Source organism: Pseudoalteromonas sp. 120-MNA-CIBAN-0494, assembly GCF_040308885.1.
Classification (GTDB): domain Bacteria; phylum Pseudomonadota; class Gammaproteobacteria; order Enterobacterales; family Alteromonadaceae; genus Pseudoalteromonas; species Pseudoalteromonas nigrifaciens.
The window spans coordinates 63017-83773 of the sequence record NZ_JBEOOE010000005.1 but is presented as its reverse complement, the minus strand read 5'-3'; the positions used below and the strand labels follow the sequence as shown (position 1 = coordinate 83773).

The following is a 20757-nucleotide window of genomic DNA, read 5'->3' as shown; positions in this document are numbered from 1 at the left end:
TTATAATTCCAGATAGGATATTAGTTTAGAGAATAAATATTACAAAAATAATATTCAGTGTGAATGATTGTAAATGCAAAGTAAGGCGGGCTTGTTGCCCGCCTTGTAAGGCTTACTTTTTAGCTAAGTATTGTGCAGCTTGCTTAGCAAAATAGGTAAGAATGCCGTCGGCGCCAGCACGTTTAAACGCCAGTAACGACTCCATGATAGTGGCCTCTTCAGCTAACCAGCCGTTATCAATAGCAGCTTTGTGCATAGCGTATTCCCCACTTACTTGATAAGCGAAGGTTGGCACGCCAAACTCATCTTTAACTCGGCGTACAACATCCAAATATGGCATGCCAGGTTTAACCATTACCATGTCGGCGCCTTCTTGCAAATCAAGCGCTACCTCGCGAATGGCTTCGTCAGAATTAGCTGGATCCATTTGATAGGTTTTTTTATCAGCACCCTTTAAGTTACCGGCAGAGCCTACCGCGTCTCTAAATGGGCCATAATAGCTTGAGGCGTATTTAGCTGAGTAAGCCATAATGCGAGTGTGAATGTAGCCATCGGCTTCAAGTGCCTCGCGAATAGCGGCAATTCTGCCATCCATCATGTCCGAAGGGGCAATAACGTCAGCACCTGCTCGGGCGTGCGACAGTGCTTGCTTAACTAGTATGTCAGTTGTGATGTCGTTAATTACATAGCCACTTTCATCAATAATGCCGTCTTGTCCGTGGGTGGTAAACGGGTCTAGCGCGGCATCAGTAATTACACCTAACTCAGGGAATGCTTCTTTTAATGCACGTACTGTACGTTGTGCTAAACCATCATCGCTATACGCTTCTTCAGCATGTAATGACTTTTTGTCGGCCGGTGTTACCGGGAAAATAGCAATGGCGGGCACACCGAGCTCAACCAGTTCTTTGGCTTCTATAAGCAGTAAGTCAATTGATAAGCGCTCGATACCGGGCATTGATTCAATTGCTTCACGACGGTTTTTACCTTCGAGTACAAATACCGGATAAATAAGATCATTAACGCTAAGCTGGTTTTCAGCCATAAGACGGCGTGAAAAATCATCGCGGCGCATTCTGCGCATGCGAGTATATGGGAAAAGATCTAGACCAGATTGGGCCATATTTATACGCTCCTACTTTTGGATTGTGGGATTGGAAAATTAATCACTTGGTTACGACCATGCTGCTTGGCAAAATACAGTGCTTTGTCGGCACGTTCGGTAAAAATTTCAGGATTATTTATATCTTCAGCAACGCTAGTATACACTCCCGCGCTGATTGTAAATGAAATAGTAGTGCCAGCCACATGCACATTATTAGTAGCAATAGCGTGGCGAATTTTTTCAGCAATGGCTATCGCGCCATCATTTTGGGTATTGGGTAATAACACCACAAATTCTTCGCCGCCGTAACGTGCTACTTCATCAAGCGGGCGCTGTAATTGCTTTTTAATAGTATCAGCAGCAGTACGAATAACCTGATCGCCAGTTAGGTGGCCATAGGTATCGTTTATTACCTTAAATTTGTCTATATCAAGCATAATAACACTTAATGGTGTTTGTTCGCGACGCGAGCGGCGCAACTCCATCACTAATTTTTTATCAAAAAAGCGCCGGTTTTTAATACCAGTTAAGGGATCTTCCATGTTTAGCTGTTCAAGCTCACGGTTTTTTTCTTCTAGTTCTCTTAGTGTTACTTGTAACTCAAAAGTACGCTCATCTACTTGTGTTTCGAGCTCTTGACGCACGCTTTCTTGTAAAGATAGCCGCTCATGTAATAAGGCATCTTGGGCAGCACTTTTGGCTATTAAGGTTTGTTGAGTAGTTACTTGTTCATCGCGCTGTAAAATAAAGAGTTTCATCACCGCATATCCAAGGGAGAAAGCGCAGCTAAGAGAGCAAATAAACACAAAAGCCACTCTACTGTTTGTAAATATATAAAGCCCTGAAACAGTAATAATAAAATAAACAATTGCGGCTAAAAAGCTGCATAAAGCTAGCAAAAGTGCTTTTTGGGGTTCTGATGGGTTTTGGCGAATACAAAGTAAGGTTGTTACAACATAGTAGCCTAAAACAATGGGAGTGGTAATAAAGCAAAATAAGGTGACAACAAGTGTGGGAAAAAGCCAAACAAACGCAATAAGCAGTGCATATATAGCTATTATAATTTTTTGCACTTTAAACCATGTAACGGTTTTAGGCTGACATACCTGTTGCTGTAGAGGTAAGAAAAGTACCGTTATCAGCATCACCAACATGGGGATCATAAGTTGTACTGTGCCCGCAGAACGTGTGTGGATGAAACTAAAGCCACAAATAAAATATAATAAGATGCTGAGCATTAATGTTATAGCGCCCGTGTAAGCAAAGTATTGCTTACGCGAAAAAGCATACAAAATAAGACAGCTAATCGCTAAAGAAAAAACAAAGCCAATTAATAATCCGTAAAGCAAATTAAGCTTACTTTTATATGTAAAGAGCGCATCTGCCTGCCATAAGGTTAAAGGCACGCGTAACCCTGAGCTATTGCTCACTTTAACAATAACAGTGGTATTACTGTGGGCAGGAAGCGTTAATTTTACCAGCAAAGGTTCGTTTTTTATTTGTTGTTGTGGCAGTAAAGGAGGGGCATTAATATTTATTGAGGAGGATCGTCGCTTATCGAGTAAGTGATATACCTGTACTTCATTTAATAGCGGATTATCGATAGAGAGTATTGGCGTTACACGCGTATTGAGCGTATTTTTAATTGTAAATTGGATCCAAACAGGGCGTTGTTCAATCCCTAAATTAAGTGGTTTGTTGGTTAACGTTTGCCACTGTTTAAGATCGCTCTGCTGGGCGGTTGCTATGGATGTAGGCGCAAAAGAATAATAAACAGAGTTAATTTTTTCAGATGTAAACTGCTCATCGATCTCTATCGTATTAGCGGCTGCTAAACCAGCAAAAAGGATAGTTAATAAGCTTAATAACACCCCAATAACTTTCATTACTTAGCTTTTAAACCAAAAACATTATAAAAGTTTAGAGTAGTTTGCTGCGCTATTGCCTCAGGAGTAAGGTTGTATAATTGGGCAATTGTTTCGCACACATAAGTTAATAATGCAGGTTCATTACGGCGAGATTTAGGCTTTGGGCTAACGGTGCGCGGAATCAAAAAAGGCGCATCAGTTTCTATTAACAGTTTATTAAGAGGGATACTGGGGATTAATTGTTGTAGTTCTTTTCCACGGCGTTCATCGCAAACCCAGCCGGTAATGCCGATATAAAGCCCTAACGCTAAGTAGCTTTTTAATGCCTGAGCGTTACCTGTAAAGCAATGTAATACGCCGCGTACATTAAATTCTTTTAAAATACTGAGCATGTCTTCGCTGGCATCACGTTCATGCAAATATACAGGTAAGTTTAGCTGTTCAGCTAGGGCAAGCTGGCGTCTAAGTACACTTCGTTGTACATCGCGAGGCGAAAAATCACGGTTATAATCAAGGCCGCACTCCCCAATGGCTATAACTTGTTTATGGCTTGCAAGTTGAGTGAGTTGCGTCTCAAGCTCATCAGTAGCCGATTTAGCATCGTGAGGATGTACGCCTGCTGTAGAAAATTGCTGATGCTCTATAGCCAGCTCAAGCGACTGCTCACTGGCTGCTACATCGCAGCCTATAATCAGCATATGCTTTACTCCCGCAGCATTAGCGCGGGCAATAATATCTTGATGCTGTTTATCAAACTGATGGTTAGTTAAATTAACCCCAGCATCAATTAAGCTGTATGGCATTATTGAGTACGTTTAACGCGTATAGAGCGGTTTTGACCTTCTTTTTTTAATAAAAAAGAATTAAATACACCACGACTAATAACCACGTTGTCATCTTCTTTTAGCGTTATGCCGTCAGATCCAATTTGGCGCCATTGTTGGCCGTTTTCTAGAGTAATAATTAACTCACCATAAGCTGCTTCTTTAATGGCTGATACAGTTGAGCTAATAGAGCTGTCATTTTCTTTCGCAATATTTTTATGCTCTAAACCAAACTCTTCTGCTTGTGTTACCGCTACAGCAACAGGTGCGGTGGCTTCTGTATTTGTTGGTGAGAGTGTTTTATTTACAGTAGGCTTGCTCAGCGGTTTACCGGCAACCGTATTATCGTAACAAAGCAGGCGGTTAAAGTCGTTTTCAATAAAGCTACATGCTTGCAGTGCTTGCTCGTTAATAGCTGTGGCTGCAAAAGTCGGTGCGCTTAACAAAACTAATAGTGAGAGTAGTTTTTTGTTCATGTTATTCCTCAGATTCTTGTTGTGGTTTAGCGGTATAAAATTTAGCTAAAATTAGGCCTAGCTCAAACAAAATAAGCATAGGTAGCGCTAATAAAGTTTGTGACAATACATCGGGCGGTGTTAAAAACATCGCTACTACAAAAACACCCACTACAATATAGGGACGTTTTTCTTTTAAGCTTTGCGTTGTTGTAGCGCCGCTCCAGCACAGCAGCATAATGGCTACTGGAATTTCGAAAGCGACACCAAAGGCAAAAAATAGTTTTAGTACAAACCCTAAGTAGCTACTAATATCCGGTGCTAAGGTGAGCATTGCAGGACCCGCACTGGTAAAAAAGCCTAAAATAATTGGCAGTACTACAAAGTAGCAAAAGGCAATACCACCATAAAACAAAAAGATGCTTGAGGCGAGTATTGGCATTAACATGCGTTTTTCGTGCTTATACAATCCCGGAGCTATAAAACCCCAAACCTGGTGTAATATCCACGGAATAGAGGCAAATAATGCGACAAATAACGTTAGTTTAAAAGGGGCAAAAAATGGCGCTGTGACATCAGTTGCTATCATGGTTGCAGTGCTTGGCAAATGTGAAATTAATGGCGCTGCAACAAATGTATAAATGTCGTTTGCAAAATACACTATTGCAATAAAAATAACTAAAATGCTTAATAGTGATTTAATCAGCCGATCGCGTAATTCAATTAAATGCGCGACAAACCCCGATTTTACTTCCTCAGCCATTATTTTTTATACCATTTAGTAAGTTGACCACAAAGTGAGAAATTAATTTCACTTTGTATCATCAATATTTTGCTTATTAGAGGGATCGATTTGATTTTTTTTATAACTGTGGGTCACAGACTGAGCGGCCTGTTGAAGTTCAGTTAGTGAACTTTGTAGTTCAGGACTTAAATCGGTTAAGTTTTGTTGCTCCGCTTTTTTAAGGTTTTCGTGTAATTCGTGCACACGCAACTCTTCGCTCACTTCAGCTTTCACTGAGTTAGCAAGCGACTTTGCAGTTTTTATCCATCGGCTTACCGTTCTAATTGCTACAGGTAAACGCTCTGGACCAAGCACCACTAAACCAACAATTAAAACAACAATTAGCTCCCACATCCCCATGCTAATTAAACCTTGTTATTGTCTTTATTTTTTTCAGTATGGGCAGAATCAAGCGGTGCACTTTCTTCTGATTTTTGAATCTGCTCTGGCTTTTCTTTATCTGTATTTTTTTCGTCAGACATTGCTTTTTTAAAGCCTTTAACTGCTCCACCTAAATCACCACCAATACCGCGTAATTTTTTAGTGCCAAACAAAAGTACAATAATTGCTAATACAATCAATAACTGCCAAAGACTAATACCGCCAAATCCCATGTTTATCTCCCGTTTTCATAATTATAAAGTGTATATTTTAAATACTAATTATACGCCTAAAAACGTAAATAGCACTTAGTTTATGTGCTACGCCATGCTGCTATAAAACCAATAATAGCGCTACTTATAGCGATACTTGCAGCAATTAAATCGTGCTGTAAATAAAATAATGCAGCAATAACCATAGCCGCACTGCTAAACAAACCTAAAACCAAAGGTTTATGAGATCCCTTCGGAGCCTGTACTTGAATTTGTGGTGGGCGTTTTAAGCTTTGATAAATTAGATCGGGCAGCTCTGGCATTTTTTCGGCCCAAAAGGGTAATTGTGCATACATTTGCTTTATAACCGATAACGGACCAACTTGTTGCTTAACCCAGTCTTCTAAAAAGGGCTTAGCGGTTTTCCATAAATCTAATTGTGGATAAAGCTGGCGGCCTAAACCTTCAACATACAGTAAGGTTTTTTGCAGTAATACCAATTGTGGTTGTACCTGCATATTAAAGCGCCTTGCAGTATTAAATAAATTAACCAATACATGACCAAACGAAATTTCAGCTAAAGGCTTATTAAATATAGGCTCGCAGACAGTGCGAATAGCAAATTCAAACTCTTCAATACTGGTGTCGGGCGGTACCCAACCCGAGTCCACATGCAACTGCGCAACTTGGCGATAATCACGATTAAAAAAGGCTATAAAGTTTTCCGCTAAATAGCGTTTATCTTCTTTGTTTAAGGTGCCCACAATACCGCAATCTATACCAATATATTTAGGGTTTTCGGGGTGCTCACGAGAAACAAAAATATTACCTGGGTGCATGTCAGCATGAAAAAAGCTGTCTCTGAACACTTGGGTAAAAAACACTTCAACGCCACGCTCAGCCAGTAGTTTCATATTGGTGTTTTGCGCTAATAAAGCATCAGTATCTGATACCGCAATACCATAAATACGCTCCATTACTAATATATTATGGCGGCTGTAATCGCTATAAACGGTAGGGATGTAAAGCGAATCTGAGTCTTCAAAGTTACGTTTAAGTTGAATGCCGTTTGCACCTTCGCGCATTAAATCAAGTTCATCAAGTAGAGTCTTTTTGTACTCTTTTACTACTTCCACAGGACGCAGACGTTTTGACTCGTGGTGTACTTTTGCTAACACCTTAGCGAGCTTTTCCATTAAGGCTAAGTCGGCGTTAATTTGTTGATTAATGTTAGGGCGGATTACTTTAATAACTACATCTTGCTCTATACCATTTGTGTCAACTAACGTTGCGGTATGTACTTGTGCTATTGATGCCGACGCCAGTGGTGTTTGTGAAAACTCACTAAAACGCTCGCTTATGTCATTAATTTCGAGAGCTTTTTCTATTATTTTTTGTGCAAGTTCGCCGGGAAAAGGTTCAACCTGATCTTGCAAAAATGCCAGCTCTAATGCAATTTCGTGCGGCAGTAAGTCACGACGCGTAGAAAGCATTTGGCCAAACTTAACCCATACTGGGCCAAGCTGTTGTAGGGCTAAACGTAATCGCAGCCCTGCTGGCTTATCTTTATGCTGATTACGCAGCCAAAATAAACTACCTCGGGCTATTTTCGCAAACCAAGGGATTTTATGTTTTGGTACTAACTCATCTAATCCGTAGCTAAGCAGTGTTTTAGTGATGTAATACAGTCGTGCAGTTGACACAAAAAATCCTTAGCGGGTAGTCAAAGTGGTTAGTAAGGCATTAATGCGTTGTTCTATAGCAGCAACTTGGCCTTTAAGCTCACGGTTTTGTTGTTTAAATTGTTTAAGCTCTAACGGATGAATGGTAATTGCCAATTCATCTTGGCATAAGCTTGTTAGGGTGCGGCTTAACTGCGTTTTTGCTTTATTGCCGTGTTGCTGGAGCGTTTTGAAGTGTAAATATAATTGCTGTGCGGGAGCATCACCAAGGTGCGATGAAAGCTGCTCAGGCCAATCTATATCTAGTGTTGAAAATGCATTGCTATAGGTTTGAGCTATGTTTAAATCGCCTTGTAAATCAAGTTTGTCTTGGCGAATTAGCTGGGTAAGCATGGCTGGGTTTTTTAGCGCAAGCAGGGTGTTAAGGTCGGCGCTAATCATGCAATCTGCGTCTGTATCACTGGTTGCGCTATATAAATGAAGTTGCTTGTCGCTAAACACTAGCAGCAGCTTTAGCTGAGAGCCCCTAACATCAACGACTAAGCGCTGATGCTTAACTGCTGCCAACTTTCCCGATAGGCTTGTATCGAGTTTAAGTGCTTGATTAAGTATTCGCTCCACGAGCGAAAGTACTAAGTTGGGTAACATAAAAAAATCAGTTGAGGGAGCCTCAGTAGAATTTTTTTCGGTTGCTTGCTCAAGCGCCATAATTATTTACCTTAGTATTTAAAGCCGCGATGCAGCGCAACAATACCACCGGTTAAGTTTTGATAAGTGGTTTGCTCAAAGCCTGCATCAGACATCATGCTTTTAAGCGTGTCTTGATCTGGATGCATACGAATCGACTCAGCTAAATACTTGTACGATTCGCTGTCGTTTGCCACTAACTTACCCATAGTTGGTAATAAGTTAAATGAATAAAAGTCGTATGCCTTACTGAGTATTTCATGCTCTGGCTTTGAAAACTCTAATACCAGTAAGCGCCCGCCTGGTTTTAAAATGCGGTACATTGAACGTAATGCTTTGTCTTTGTCGGTTACATTACGTAAACCAAATGCAATAGTGATCAGATCAAAGCTATTATCTGGGAATGGTAAGGCTTCAGCGTTCATTTGCACGTAGTCAATATTGCCAACTAAGCCTAAATTATGGAGTTTTTCACGGCCCACTTTTAACATAGACGAGTTAATATCACCGAGTATAACCTGACCGGTTTCTCCGACTAGTTGGCTAAATTTTGCAGTTAAATCGCCCGTACCACCGGCTAAATCTAAAACATGGTGGCCTTTACGAACGCCAGAGCTGGCTATTGTTTGACGTTTCCATAAACGATGTACCCCAAAAGACATTAAGTCATTCATTACGTCATATTTTGCCGCAACTGAATGAAATACGTCTGCAACCATTGAGGCTTTATCGTTTTCGGCTACCGTTTTATAGCCAAAATGCGTGGTCTTTTGTGGTGTTTCGCTCATCATTAATCTCTATCGTGGTAATAAAGACTAGTGTACTTGATTGTGCCCTGAAGGTGCAATTTGAATATGATTTATCAGCTAATTAATGCTCCGCAGTAAAGCTATTTTGCCCTAAAGAGCGTGCTTTAAATGCCGCATTAGAAGCACTTTTAGTTAATTGCTCAAAGTCAGCTTGTTGTTGCTGTGCAATCCCCAAAGAGAGCTTAATTGCAGGTAATGCCAGCGCGTTTTTTGAGCTGATAAAGCGCAGCTTTGCAACACCAGCGCGTACTTTTTCTGCAATTAAATTGGTTGTTTCACAATCTACGTCGGTAAGTAGTACAGTAAATTGATCTTTTGCAGTACGCCCCGCTAGGCCGCTTTGAAACACATATTTTTGTACTTGTTTAGCCACTTTGCTTAAAATTGCTTCTGCGATTACATCGCCAAAGTTATCAATAAAGTGATCTAAATTGTCTATTTGAATAGCAATAGCACAAACCGGTTTATGTTGATTTGCCCATATTTGCACTTGCTTGGTTAAATAATGACGTTTATACAAGCCAGTTTGACTATCAATAATATGTTGTTTACGCAGGGTGTTAAGCTGCTTTTTAGTTTTTTCGTGGAGTTGTTTAGCATTACTTAATTGTTGTTTAAACTGTTTGTGTTGCGTTAACAGTGTTGCTGTTTGCTGATCTAGCCTTGTAAGTGCGATCCGGCTATTTTTAATGTTATTTTCATCAAGCGAATGCATACACTCGCTAATATGGCCGGCAAAATTAATAAATTGTTTTTCAGTGTGTTGTGCGCTTTTAGACAGCGAGTTAATTACCCCATTAACATTCTCTATCATCGACACTTCAGTGGCATGGCCTTGATTTAAATGCTCAAAATAGAGTTGCTCGGTAAATAAACTGTCAATAAGAGTGTTACTTGCAATAGCGCGCTCAATGGCGCTATTAAGGTCGTTGTTTACTTGGCTAATATAAGTATAAACAACCTGATAATTAAGTGGTGTAGGTGGCAAAACATGGCGCTCTAAAAATACACACACTTTTGTCATTTTATCTTGTGCTACAGCCATAGAGTCATGGAACATCATTTGCAAATACCAACTAAATACATATGCGTATTAATTTATAAACTCATCCAATGAAGCGTTTCGCATCCAAGCACTTGTACCATAATCATTATATCGGTTATTTAAAAGTAAAAACGACAGTTAGTTATCTAAATTGTAACTTTAGCAACATAATGGCTGCTTTTATCATCAATTACTTTTTGTTTTATTCAAAAGCATGTTTTATTACTGGTTATTAAATACCAACCTGCTTATATCAGTCGTATTAGTTTTTGCGTGCTTGGTCGTATTTATCTTGCTATTTATTTAGCCTGCGATAGGTTTACAAAATCTATTTAATTGTGAAGCTATATAATAATGAATCAACTTTTATCTCGACCATTACGCCACTCGCTACTGGGAATTACTTTTTTATGCACCTTAAGTGCATGCCAAACAACCTCACTTAATGCTGATAAGCAATTTACTCAAGTTGCCGAAAACATTGTGCAAAATAGACAAGATGCTAGCCCCTACAGTAATAATCCTCAGGGGGTAGATGGCTACTTACTACCTAACTTAACTGCCGAGTATTTAGCGCAAGAATATAAAAAAAATACCCAGCTACTTGCCGATTTAGATACGGTAAACATTGATAAGTTAAGTGATGAAAATCGGATTAACTTTAGTATTTTGCGTGCTCAAGTGCAAAATAGCGTGGATGAGTATGTATTTAATGCCCACTATATGCCGCTTACATCTGAATATGGGTTTCATTCAAGCTTGTCGTTTATGGTTAAAAGTTCACAATATAAAACGTTACAAGATTATAAAAATTATTTAGCGCGATTAGCTCAGGTACCACGCTTTTTTGAGCAAAATATTTATTGGATGAAACAAGGTTTAGCAATAGGGTTAACGCAGCCTAAAGCTGTACTTAAAGGTTATGAAGATTCAATTAGTGTTTATATTGTTGATGATGTAACACAATCTGAATTTTATCAGCCATTTTTAACGAATACTGCAGGCTTAAGTAGCAGCGAATTTTATGAGCTGCAACTCCAAGCTAAAACAATAATTAAAGAACAAGTAATAGCAGCATATAAAGATTATCTCACCTTTTTTACTGAAGAGTATCAAGCAGGTGCTCGAGACAGTATTGGTATTTCGGCAACGCCTAATGGGGCTGCTTTTTATGCTAATCGCGCCAAGCATTACACCACTACAGATATGACCCCAAAAGAAATTCATGAGTTGGGCCTAAAAGAAGTGGCACGTATTCGTAGCGAAATGGAAGAGGTAATAAAAGAAGTTGGTTTTAAAGGCACGTTCGCTGAATTTATCCACTTTTTACGTACTGATCCGCAGTTCTACGCAACTACTCCAGAGCAGTTACTAAAAGAAGCTGCTTATATTGCTAAAAAAATGGATGCGCAACTGCCTAGATTATTTCATACCTTGCCGCGCAAACCTTATGGCGTAGTGGCTGTTCCCGCCAATATTGCTCCTAAATATACTACAGGGCGTTACTCGGGTTCGAACCGCGACGATCAAGCTGGTTATTACTGGGTAAACACTTATGCGCTAGATAAGCGACCTCTTTACGCGCTAGAGGCGTTAACGCTGCATGAAGCTGTACCAGGGCACCATTTACAAATATCACTTAATGCTGAGCTAGAAAATTTGCCGAGTTATCGTCGTGATGCTTATTTATCAGCATTTGGCGAGGGGTGGGGGCTTTATTCTGAGTACTTAGGAATAGAAGCTGGGTTTTATCAAGACCCATATAGCCGTTTCGGACGTTTAACCTATGAAATGTGGCGCGCTGCACGTTTAGTTGTTGATACGGGAATGCATATGTATGGCTGGAGCCGTGAACGCGCGATGAACTTTATGGGCGATAACACTGCTTTGTCGTTGCACAACGTTAAAACTGAAACAGATCGTTATATTTCATGGCCTGCGCAGGCGTTATCGTATAAAATTGGAGAATTAACTATTAAGCGCTTACGTAAAGAAGCGGAGCAGGCCCTTGGCCAAAAATTTGATGTGCGAGAGTTCCATCATCAAGTGCTACGCCATGGTTCAGTACCGTTATCTGTACTTGAGCAGCAAATTCGTTTGTATATTAAAAACGAACTAGCTAAACAGGATATTTAATTAATCCGCATCAATCGTAATGGCTTATATGAGAGCGTGTTTACCTTTAAGGTTAATATGCTCTAAGGTTATAAATTAATAAAATGCGCATATCATCTATAATAAGTGATATGCGCATTTGTCTATTAAAGCCATTTTATTTTATTGGCGAAAAAGTACTGCAGAGGGGTTTTGAGTGAACAATTTTATAGTTCTAAGTATTAATGTATTTGCGAGCCTTTTTATTGTCGTATTAGGGTTTATAGTTTTATCGGTTATTATTTTTTATTTTAGAGATATAACCCAAACAAAGCATGCAATTAGGCGCAACTATCCGGTAATTGGTCGGTTTCGATATTTTTTTGAGCGCCAAGGCGAATTTTTCCGCCAGTACTTTTTCGCACTTGATAGAGAAGAAATGCCGTTTAATCGTGCTGAACGTAGTTGGGTATATCGCGCTGCAAAAGATGTTGATCATACTGCTGCGTTTGGCTCGACTCAAAGCCTTGAAGTAACCGGTACAGTGATGTTTATGAACTGTGCATTTCCTACTTTAGATGAAGAAGCGCTCGATCCTAGTAATGTGACTTTAGGCCCTTACTGTAAAACACCTTATACCACTAATTCAATATTTAATATTTCAGGTATGAGTTTTGGTGCTTTGTCAAAACCTGCAGTACGTGCTTTATCTAAAGGAGCTAAGCTTGCTGGCTGTTGGTATAATACCGGTGAAGGCGGTTTAAGCCCGTATCATTTAGAAGGCGGGGGAGATATTGTATTTCAAATTGGTACTGCTAAATACGGTGTGCGCGACGATAATGGCAATTTAAGCACTGCTAAATTAAAAGAAATAGCAGCTCACGAACAAGTAAAAATGTTTGAAATAAAGCTAAGCCAAGGCGCTAAACCAGGTAAAGGCGGTATGTTACCTGGGCGAAAAGTTAACGCTGAAATTGCAAAAATACGCGGTATTCCCGAAGGGCAAGATTCAATTAGCCCTAATGGCCATCTTGAAATTAAAAAACCGTCAGATATTCTTGATATGTTGGCAACCGTACGTAACGCAACCGGTAAACCAACCGGCTTTAAAGCGGTAATTGGTGAGTATACTTGGTTAGAAACTCTTTTCGCTGAAATAAATCATCGCGGTGTTGAGTCAGCGCCCGACTTTATTACTATTGATAGTGCAGACGGTGGCACAGGCGCCGCACCACAGTCATTATTAGATTCAGTGGGCTTACCACTGCGAGAAAGCTTGCCATTAGTAATTAACTTGTTAGAAAAACATGGGCTCAGAGAGCGAGTAAAGGTTATTGCCTCAGGTAAGTTAATCGTACCCTCTAAAGTTGCATGGGCATTAGCACTGGGGGCTGATTTTGTTGTATCTGCTCGCGGCCATATGTTTGCACTAGGGTGTATTCAAGCAATGCAATGTAATAAAGACACTTGCCCTACAGGGATCACCACGCACGACAAGCGCCTGCAACGTGGCTTAAATGTGGCAGACAAAGCACAGCGTGTGGCAAACTATAATAAGTATGTGCACTATGGAGCGGGCTTAATCGCGCACTCGTGCGGCGTATCTAGTGCGCGAGAGTTAAAACGTGAACATGTGCGTATAGTTCAAGAAAGTGGTCTTTCAGAGCCATTAGATAAAATTTACGAAAATTATAAATAACACAGTGAGCATTAAATATATGAGTGCTTAAGCGCACTAAACTAAGCTGCTTTTTTATGCACTCAATATTTATTAGGTCATTAATTAAGGCCCATTGTTACGTAATATAACAATGGGCCTTAATTTTATTTATTTATTTATTTATTTATTTATTTATTTATTTATTATTATTATTACTTGCTTGAATGCCGGTAATTTTTAAACGCTCTAATTCACAGCTAAATAAAAATTCCAGCACTTCTAAATGACGACGAACTTCATCAATATTTCGCCCTACAGCATATAAACCATGGCCACGTATAAGCACTCCGTGTTCAATAGGAGTGTGTAAATGATGGTCGCTTACCAATAAACTTAAATGGTCTATGTCTTGGTCGTTATTAAAAATAGGAATGCTTAGGGTTTCTAAATGCGAGGTAAAACCGGTTAAAGCTTTTTGCATTTCGTAGCCAGTTAAATCGAGTTTATGACTTTTTGTTATTTGCGAAAGCACGGTAGCCGCAACAGAATGCGTGTGCAGTACACATTGCGCTTCGGGAATTAGCTGATACAAGCTCAAGTGCAGTTGTGTTTCGGCTGAGCGTTTTTTTGTTCCTGCCAAAGGCTTGCCTTGTAGATCTAGCTGTAAAAAGTGCTCATTGGTCAACTTGCCTTTATCTTGGCCACTAGCTGTTATTACAAAGCCCGACTCAGTTCTTGCTGAAAAATTCCCACCGGTTGCGGGTATCCACTCTTTTTGGCTAACCCACTTCCCAGCTTCAATAAGTTGCGAAATAGCGGTATTGTTGTTTTGCATATATTCCTCACAAACGAGCATCAGTTAATTGTATTTAGACGGCTAAACTTCTATATTAAGTGATGGTAGCACCGCTTTGCGTGCAAAACCACAATTAAGGATATAGAGTGTTAATAACTAAGCTACCAGCATAAGGTATGTTTTATCAAACTCTAATAACAATTAAGTTGGTCATTTATACTTAACCTGATCTCCGGATAATAAACCTATCTCAAGCAGCTATTTTCAGCGCTAACTGCGTTGAATTTACTTGCAATAGGCCAGCTATTAACGCGTAAATTCGCCTTATTTTCACTGAAAATCTTTGGCTAGAGAAAATAAAGTTAAATATAAATATGATTCAATACGTTAGTAAATCTCTTAACCAGAGTTCAGGTTACACTAAAAACTTAAAAGAGGGCGGCACAAAGCTATGTCAACTTTAACACTTACATTATTGCAAAGCTCACTACACTGGCTCGATAAAGACGCTAATTTAGCTATGTTTAATAAGCAGTTAGATGCAGTGACTCAGCAGTCAGACTTGATTTTACTGCCCGAAACCTTTGCCACAGGCTTTGCAATAAACTTAGATTGCGCTGAGCCTGAAAACGGCAAAGTACTTACCTGGTTAAAGGCGCAAGCGCATAAACATAATGCAGTAATTGCAGGCTCAGTATTTGTTACGCAAGGCAGTAAAAAGGCCAACCGGTTTTATTGGGTGCAGCCCAATGGAGAAGTAGACTTTTACGATAAGCGTCATTTGTTTTGTTTAGGCAACGAAGGCGACTTTGTAGTAGCAGGACAAGCGCGCAAAGTGTTTACTATTAATGGCTTTAAGCTATTACCACAAGTGTGCTACGACCTACGCTTTCCGGTATTTCAGCGCAATAACAACGATTACGATGTAATGATTAATATTGCTAATTGGCCCGCAGTGCGACGCCATGTTTGGGATACATTATTAATGGCGCGAGCGATGGAAAATGTATGTTATGTGGTTGGGGTAAATCGCATTGGTGATGATGCCAATGGTGTTGCTCACAATGGTGGCACAGCGGTATATGACTTTAAAGGTGATGCTTTAGTAAAAGCTGCAGATAATAGCCAAGCGCTAATAACCATTACTTTGCACAAAGCACCATTAAATGACTTTAAGGCTAAATTTCCGGCGCATTTAGATGCGGATGCTTTTAACTTAGTATAAAGCAGCTTAAATTAGCCAGCGGCTAATTAAGTGTTAAAATAGCCGCTGATATTTATTGGCGGCAGCACTATGAACAACTCTTTAATCACTCCAGTTATTTTAGCGGGCGGCATTGGCTCTCGTTTGTGGCCGTTGTCGCGCCAAGCAATGCCAAAACAGTTTTTACCCTTACTCGATGCTGAACCTACTGGGCAGTCGTTATTACAAAATACCCTAACACGGGTAACCGGTAGGGTATTCAATCGAGCTATTTTAGTGTGTAACGAACAGCACCGATTTATTGCCGCTGAGCAAGCTGCTAGTGCAAATCCGCGCGCATTACTTTTAGAACCCACAGGTAAAAATACTGCCCCAGCAATTGCTTTAGCTGCGCATTATGCGCTACAAAATGGCATAACAGGGCCACTGTTAGTTATGCCAGCGGATCATCATATAAATAATTTTAACTTACTCACCGAGCAGTTACACGGCGCGACAATATTAGCTGAGCAAGGTAAATTAGTTACCTTTTCTATTACGCCTACCGAGCCACACACAGGTTACGGGTATATAAAACAAGGAAGCGCCATTACCGGTACTGACTGCTTTGAAGTAGCTGAATTTAAAGAAAAACCCAGCTTAACCACCGCAACAAGCTACCTGTTAGATGGAAGTTATAGTTGGAATAGCGGTATGTTTTTGTTTACTGCTGCAGCGTATTTACAAGAGTTGGCTCGCTTTGCACCTAAAATTGCCAATTGTGTGGCTAACGCCGCCAATTTTAGTCAGGACTTAGGCTTTACACGCCCCAGTGCAAAAACGCTCGAAGCTTGCCCGAGTGACTCCATAGATTATGCTATTTTAGAGCGCAGTGATAACGTAGTTGTCATGCCTGTTGCCTTAAACTGGAGTGACGTAGGTGGTTTTTCATCACTTGCTAAGTTGCTAAAAAAAGATCCGCAAGGCAACAATGTAAATGCTAATTATGTAGCGCAAAACAGTAAAAACAATCTAATAATAAGCGAAACCGATCATACTATTGCCACCTTAGGGGTAAGTAATTTAGCTGTTATTCATACCCACGATGCCACACTTATTGCGAATCAAAATGAGCTTGATGCACTGCCGTTATTACTCAAAAAAGTAGCGCTTACGCAAACAGACAAGTTAACCCACCACCAAGTTGTTTATCGGCCGTGGGGAAATTATCGTACCTTGGTAGAAAGCAGTGGATTTAAGGTTAAAAAAATAACCGTAAACAGCGGTGCTAAGCTCTCTACGCAGCGCCATCAATATCGTGCCGAGCATTGGGTAGTTGTATCTGGGGTTGCCGATGTATGCATTGATAAGCAAGCACTAACACTCAGTGCAGATCAGTCTTGTTATATTGCCGCTAAGCAAATTCATAGTTTGGCTAATAATAAAAATGCGCCGTTAATAGTAATTGAGGTACAAACAGGCACTATTTTAGATGAAAGCGACATTGAACGGTTTGATGATAAATATGGCAGAAACTAACAACGCTTTACTGCAGCCCTTTGCGTACACACCTTAAATACTCTTCTAAACTTTGCTGCCAAAGGTCGAGCGCTTCATTGATGGCGTTTTTTAGCGGCTTTTTATCAAGCATACGACGCTCTATTTTTTTCAGCGCTAAACCATAACGGTTAAAGCCCAGCTGTAGTGCGGTATTGGCTTGGCGATGTAATAATTTAATGCATTGCTCGGGCTGTTGTTCTACGAGCGCTTGGCAGTGATTTAGTTTACTGCGGGTAGAGAGCACAAACTCGTTATAAATAGACGACACTTCATCAATACTAAAAGAGCTGGTAAGCGTTTCGCTAGCGCTTGCGTCATATAAAGTATCAACCAAATCTACAGCTACAGTAGCCGTTTTAGTTGACTGTGAATCGCTTAGTGCTTGGCGCAATTTTTGGTGTTTAATAGGTTTACCTACAATGTCTTTTATACCCAGCGCTAAGTACTCTTTTACCTCACTAGGGCTTAAGCTTGCAGTAAAGGCTAGTACGGGAGTGCGCTGGTTTTTATGCTCAATTTTAGCCAATGTTTTAAGTACTTGTTGGCCGGTCAAATCAGGTAGGTTCATATCGAGCAGCACTACATCAAAATGATGCGCTTGCATTAACTCTATTGCAGTTTTACCGTCTTTTGCTAACTTAATTTTATGTTCGTCGTCGGCCATAAATTCTACGGCTATTTTTTGATTTAAATCTAAATCCTCTACTAACAACACCTTTAAACCGGTTAAATAATCTTTACTTTGATGACGTTGCGCTACTAGGCTGAGCTCGCCCAGCGCACACGTAATATCAAAGCTAAACACGCTGCCACTCCCTAGGCTACTGGCTATTTCTAACTTGCTATGCAGTTTTTCGAGTAAGCGGCTGGTTATTGCTAAACCAAGGCCTGTACCGCCTTTTTCTTTTCCGGCGCTACTTTGCACATAGGGTTCGGTTAGGTAGGCTATTTCGTCATTCTCGATGCCGGGGCCTGAGTCTTTTACGCTTATTTTAATAGTGTGTTCAAGTTGTTTTTCAGTGATTAGATCAATTTGAATTTTAACGCTACCTTGGTCGGTAAATTTAATTGCGTTACCCACAAGGTTAATAATAATTTGTCTGAGTTTTTGCTGATCGCAGTAGTAACAGGCTTGATCGGGTATATTGCAAAGTAGCTCAAACTTAAGTTGCTTTTGCTCTGCCAGAGGGCTTAGTAATAAGCATAAATTTTGTATCCAAGTTTTAAACTCAATATCTTCTTCGTAAAGAGCTTCGTCGCTTTGATCAAGGCTGGCGTAGTCGAGTACTTTATCAACCAGTAAATTAAGGGATTCGGCAGAGTTAATAATTGCCTCGCAATAGGCTTTATTGCGAGCATCACTTGTTTGGTTCATAACTAACTGAGCACTGCCTAAAATGCCGTTTAAAGGGGTGCGAATTTCGTGGCTGATAGTTGATAAAAACAACCCACGTATTTCTAGATCTTTACGGGCTTTTTTAGTGAGCTTATTAAGATGCTGCTCCCTGCGCTCATTACACAACAGTGCCATGCCAGCGGCATAAAACATAGGTGCTATAACCCCGTTTAAAAAAAGTAACGAGCTAAACCAAGGGCTTAATAGGGTGTCATGTTGCTCAATTTTTTGCATAAATATCGAGCGGGCAATAAAGCTTACGGCAACTAAAGTTAAAATTATAATATAAACAATGCTGCCGTTGGGATAGGGCTTACGTGCATACTTTATAAATATAAACAGTAAAAATGCAGCTTCAGCTATATGCTGTATATCAGATATAAACAGCCTATCTTGAATAGATGGCGACAAAAAGCTGTAATAACCCAGCATTACGCTGCTAAAAGCAGTAAATGCACAAACAAGTTTAAAGCCAATACCGCGATAATCTAAAAACTGGCTAATAGCAAGACAATGCACAATTGAGGCCGCAAACATCAATATATTGGCAATACTAATGGCGACAAGTTCAGGGACTCGCCCGATCAGAGTAAAGCCAATAATAACGCCGAGCAATAAAACAGGATAAAAAATATAAAGCAGAGTGCCTGGAGTGTGTTTATTGGTGCGCCAGGTTAAAAAATTTAGCAGGGTCATTACAACCATAACGGCGATACTGGCAAAATATAGGGTAAAAGAGTCGAGCATTGAGGCACCAATAGCGTGTTATTAGATTAAAAGTATAACAATAATTACTTAACCGAAAATAGCTCAATATATTGTTTAACACATTGAGCTGTATTGAAATTAAAACGTATACTTTATTCGCTGGGGAGCGACTTATTATTTAAAATTTGAGCTTGCTGATTAAGCTTGCCCAGATACAAAAACAGACACGTATGTGCCTGTTTTGTGTTTAAACTAAAGTTTAAATTAACGTATTTCGTCTGGAATATGCTGCTGTGCCCACGATAGTAGCTCAATACGGTTACGACATTTTGTTTTTCTAAATGCGCTGTATAAATGAGTTTTAACTGTGTGTGGGCTAATGCTTAGCTCTTCAGCAATTTCTTTATTTTTTGAGCCATTACTCATTAATGAAATTATGGCTTTTTCGCGCTTGGTAAGTTTAACTGGCTCAATATCGCCTTCGGTAAGCTTATGCAGTGCATCTTTATTAAACTGCAACATACGATTTAATGCATTACACATTATATCTCTGCGATACCAAAGTTGATCTTCAAGTAGTAAGCGAATACCTTTCATCAATACATCGGCGTTATCTGTGGTGTAAAATACACCACGAATTCCGCTAAGTAAGGCACGATTAGCAAGCTCTGGGTTTTCATCCAAATTAAATAATACGATATCGCATTTAATCCGTAAATTAACCAGTTGCTCTTTTAATTTTCCCCACGCATCTTTGCTCGATGTTTCGATAAACAAAAGTCGTGTTCCTACAGGCACATCTAAAATATTGGTGCCTGTGGTTACGCTAATACCTTGCGTTTTTAACAAAGGTTCTAAAACGTTAATACCAATAGTGTTAATGGGCTCTTCATCTAATAACAAAAAGGCTGAACTGCTCATATTATTTTTACTCTTTTATAAAGCTTATGATTAAGTTTACCACGACCTCCACACCTTTTGTATTAGAAAGTCGCGTTGTAACGCAAAAAGCAAGTACGATATTATGATTATTTAAACATAAAATGTTGCAAATAAGTAATTATTTATTGATTGCGATTACAAAATAAAACAACCTAAAAAGCTTATAACTAATTGTATAAAATAAATAGCTGTTTATAGTGCCACTTTTTTGGTGTTTTGATAAGGAGGCCAGCCCATCTCTTTACCTGCAAGTATATGTAAATGAATATGATATACGGTTTGGCCACCATGTTCATTGCAATTCATGACCACTCGGTAGCCATCGTCGGCAAAGTTTAGTTGCTTGGCTAATTTAGCCGCTACTACATATAAATTACCTACTAAATGCGAGTTTTCAGGCGTTACATCGTTAATAGTAGCAATTGCCTTTTTGGGGATAATAAGTGCGTGAAATGGCGCCTGAGGGTTTATATCTTTAAAGGCGAGAGTATGCTCATCTTCATAAATAATATCAGCTGGGATCTCACGATTAATTATTTTAGTAAAAATAGTCTCTTGGCTCATTA

Annotated in this window: 19 protein-coding genes; 4 read left to right on the top strand and 15 right to left on the bottom strand. The window is 39.7% G+C overall.

Translation table 11 applies throughout. From position 1 onward, the window contains the following. Positions 1-112: 112 nt before the first annotated feature. The 11 genes from hemB to AAEY55_RS05715 all read right to left on the bottom strand — a co-directional run bounded on the left by hemB (position 113) and on the right by AAEY55_RS05715 (position 9852). The gene (gene hemB, locus AAEY55_RS05765; protein WP_011329560.1) at positions 113-1123 is read right to left on the bottom strand and encodes a porphobilinogen synthase; all 1011 of its coding nucleotides are present in this window, start codon (positions 1121-1123) and stop codon (positions 113-115) included. Between the two features lie 2 nt (positions 1124-1125). Further along, positions 1126-2991, bottom strand: coding sequence for a diguanylate cyclase (locus AAEY55_RS05760; RefSeq protein ID WP_089368880.1), 1866 nt, complete (start codon positions 2989-2991; stop codon positions 1126-1128). Then, entirely contained in the window at positions 2991-3776 is a 786-nt protein-coding gene (locus AAEY55_RS05755; protein ID WP_089368879.1) for a TatD family hydrolase, read from the bottom strand. Before AAEY55_RS05755 ends, AAEY55_RS05760 begins: the two co-directional genes overlap by 1 nt. Beyond that, positions 3776-4273, bottom strand: a complete 498-nt coding sequence (locus tag AAEY55_RS05750; RefSeq protein ID WP_011329557.1) for a hypothetical protein — start codon at positions 4271-4273, stop codon at positions 3776-3778. Before AAEY55_RS05750 ends, AAEY55_RS05755 begins: the two co-directional genes overlap by 1 nt. A 1-nt stretch (position 4274) precedes the next feature. Further along, a complete protein-coding gene (gene tatC, locus AAEY55_RS05745) occupies positions 4275-5015 on the bottom strand; it encodes a twin-arginine translocase subunit TatC (protein ID WP_011329556.1) in 741 nt (246 codons plus the stop codon). Between the two features lie 48 nt (positions 5016-5063). Then, a complete protein-coding gene (tatB, locus tag AAEY55_RS05740) occupies positions 5064-5390 on the bottom strand; it encodes a Sec-independent protein translocase protein TatB (protein WP_242376063.1) in 327 nt (108 codons plus the stop codon). An 11-nt stretch (positions 5391-5401) separates the two neighbouring features. Next, on the bottom strand, positions 5402-5650 hold the full coding sequence (tatA, locus tag AAEY55_RS05735; RefSeq protein ID WP_008467382.1) for a Sec-independent protein translocase subunit TatA: 249 nt from the start codon (positions 5648-5650) through the stop codon (positions 5402-5404). An 80-nt stretch (positions 5651-5730) separates the two neighbouring features. Further along, positions 5731-7332: a ubiquinone biosynthesis regulatory protein kinase UbiB gene (gene ubiB, locus AAEY55_RS05730; protein ID WP_011329555.1), complete on the bottom strand. Its 1602-nt coding sequence runs from the start codon at positions 7330-7332 to the stop codon at positions 5731-5733. Positions 7333-7341: 9 nt separating this feature from the next. After that, positions 7342-8019, bottom strand: a complete 678-nt coding sequence (locus AAEY55_RS05725) for an SCP2 domain-containing protein (RefSeq protein ID WP_011329554.1) — start codon at positions 8017-8019, stop codon at positions 7342-7344. 11 nt (positions 8020-8030) lie between these two features. Beyond that, the gene (gene ubiE / locus AAEY55_RS05720) at positions 8031-8786 is read right to left on the bottom strand and encodes a bifunctional demethylmenaquinone methyltransferase/2-methoxy-6-polyprenyl-1,4-benzoquinol methylase UbiE (protein WP_011329553.1); all 756 of its coding nucleotides are present in this window, start codon (positions 8784-8786) and stop codon (positions 8031-8033) included. An 82-nt stretch (positions 8787-8868) separates the two neighbouring features. After that, positions 8869-9852, bottom strand: coding sequence for a GGDEF domain-containing protein (locus tag AAEY55_RS05715; protein ID WP_041454617.1), 984 nt, complete (start codon positions 9850-9852; stop codon positions 8869-8871). Between the two features lie 354 nt (positions 9853-10206). On the opposite strand from AAEY55_RS05715, the gene AAEY55_RS05710 reads away from it, so the two are divergent. Both AAEY55_RS05710 and AAEY55_RS05705 read left to right on the top strand, forming a co-directional pair. Continuing rightward, positions 10207-11988 carry a DUF885 family protein gene (locus AAEY55_RS05710; protein WP_086994415.1) on the top strand — a complete coding sequence of 594 codons (1782 nt, stop codon included), beginning with the start codon at positions 10207-10209 and terminating at the stop codon, positions 11986-11988. A 175-nt stretch (positions 11989-12163) separates the two neighbouring features. Next, entirely contained in the window at positions 12164-13645 is a 1482-nt protein-coding gene (locus tag AAEY55_RS05705) for an FMN-binding glutamate synthase family protein (protein WP_182684156.1), read from the top strand. A 157-nt stretch (positions 13646-13802) separates the two neighbouring features. On the opposite strand, the gene AAEY55_RS05700 is transcribed toward AAEY55_RS05705, so the two are convergent. Beyond that, a complete protein-coding gene (locus AAEY55_RS05700) occupies positions 13803-14441 on the bottom strand; it encodes a methylthioribulose 1-phosphate dehydratase (RefSeq protein WP_350550442.1) in 639 nt (212 codons plus the stop codon). A gap of 412 nt (positions 14442-14853) precedes the next feature. On the opposite strand from AAEY55_RS05700, the gene AAEY55_RS05695 reads away from it, so the two are divergent. Together AAEY55_RS05695 and AAEY55_RS05690 are read left to right on the top strand one after the other, a co-directional pair. Further along, positions 14854-15627, top strand: a complete 774-nt coding sequence (locus AAEY55_RS05695) for an amidohydrolase (protein ID WP_086994424.1) — start codon at positions 14854-14856, stop codon at positions 15625-15627. Positions 15628-15696: 69 nt separating this feature from the next. Beyond that, positions 15697-17124 (top strand): mannose-1-phosphate guanylyltransferase/mannose-6-phosphate isomerase, encoded by a 1428-nt coding sequence (locus tag AAEY55_RS05690; protein ID WP_086994427.1) that lies wholly within the window; start codon positions 15697-15699, stop codon positions 17122-17124. Between the two features lie 7 nt (positions 17125-17131). Here the strand turns inward: AAEY55_RS05690 and AAEY55_RS05685 are convergent, their stop codons facing one another. From AAEY55_RS05685 to AAEY55_RS05675, 3 genes are all read right to left on the bottom strand, one after another. Beyond that, positions 17132-19288, bottom strand: a complete 2157-nt coding sequence (locus AAEY55_RS05685) for an ATP-binding protein (protein WP_011329546.1) — start codon at positions 19286-19288, stop codon at positions 17132-17134. Positions 19289-19513: 225 nt separating this feature from the next. Then, entirely contained in the window at positions 19514-20170 is a 657-nt protein-coding gene (locus AAEY55_RS05680; protein WP_086994433.1) for a response regulator transcription factor, read from the bottom strand. 213 nt (positions 20171-20383) lie between these two features. Then, entirely contained in the window at positions 20384-20755 is a 372-nt protein-coding gene (locus tag AAEY55_RS05675) for a histidine triad nucleotide-binding protein (RefSeq protein ID WP_350550437.1), read from the bottom strand. Positions 20756-20757: the final 2 nt, after the last annotated feature.

Coding starts and splice junctions, on each gene's coding strand:
- hemB (WP_011329560.1), bottom strand. CDS start 1,123: ATGGCCCAATCTGGTCTAGATCTTTTCCCATATACTCGCATGCGCAGA.
- AAEY55_RS05760 (WP_089368880.1), bottom strand. CDS start 2,991: ATGAAAGTTATTGGGGTGTTATTAAGCTTATTAACTATCCTTTTTGCT.
- AAEY55_RS05755 (WP_089368879.1), bottom strand. CDS start 3,776: ATGCCATACAGCTTAATTGATGCTGGGGTTAATTTAACTAACCATCAG.
- AAEY55_RS05750 (WP_011329557.1), bottom strand. CDS start 4,273: ATGAACAAAAAACTACTCTCACTATTAGTTTTGTTAAGCGCACCGACT.
- tatC (WP_011329556.1), bottom strand. CDS start 5,015: ATGGCTGAGGAAGTAAAATCGGGGTTTGTCGCGCATTTAATTGAATTA.
- tatB (WP_242376063.1), bottom strand. CDS start 5,390: ATGTGGGAGCTAATTGTTGTTTTAATTGTTGGTTTAGTGGTGCTTGGT.
- tatA (WP_008467382.1), bottom strand. CDS start 5,650: ATGGGATTTGGCGGTATTAGTCTTTGGCAGTTATTGATTGTATTAGCA.
- AAEY55_RS05725 (WP_011329554.1), bottom strand. CDS start 8,019: ATGGCGCTTGAGCAAGCAACCGAAAAAAATTCTACTGAGGCTCCCTCA.
- ubiE (WP_011329553.1), bottom strand. CDS start 8,786: ATGAGCGAAACACCACAAAAGACCACGCATTTTGGCTATAAAACGGTA.
- AAEY55_RS05715 (WP_041454617.1), bottom strand. CDS start 9,852: ATGGCTGTAGCACAAGATAAAATGACAAAAGTGTGTGTATTTTTAGAG.
- AAEY55_RS05710 (WP_086994415.1), top strand. CDS start 10,207: ATGAATCAACTTTTATCTCGACCATTACGCCACTCGCTACTGGGAATT.
- AAEY55_RS05700 (WP_350550442.1), bottom strand. CDS start 14,441: ATGCAAAACAACAATACCGCTATTTCGCAACTTATTGAAGCTGGGAAG.
- AAEY55_RS05695 (WP_086994424.1), top strand. CDS start 14,854: ATGTCAACTTTAACACTTACATTATTGCAAAGCTCACTACACTGGCTC.
- AAEY55_RS05690 (WP_086994427.1), top strand. CDS start 15,697: ATGAACAACTCTTTAATCACTCCAGTTATTTTAGCGGGCGGCATTGGC.
- AAEY55_RS05685 (WP_011329546.1), bottom strand. CDS start 19,288: ATGCTCGACTCTTTTACCCTATATTTTGCCAGTATCGCCGTTATGGTT.
- AAEY55_RS05680 (WP_086994433.1), bottom strand. CDS start 20,170: ATGAGCAGTTCAGCCTTTTTGTTATTAGATGAAGAGCCCATTAACACT.
- AAEY55_RS05675 (WP_350550437.1), bottom strand. CDS start 20,755: ATGAGCCAAGAGACTATTTTTACTAAAATAATTAATCGTGAGATCCCA.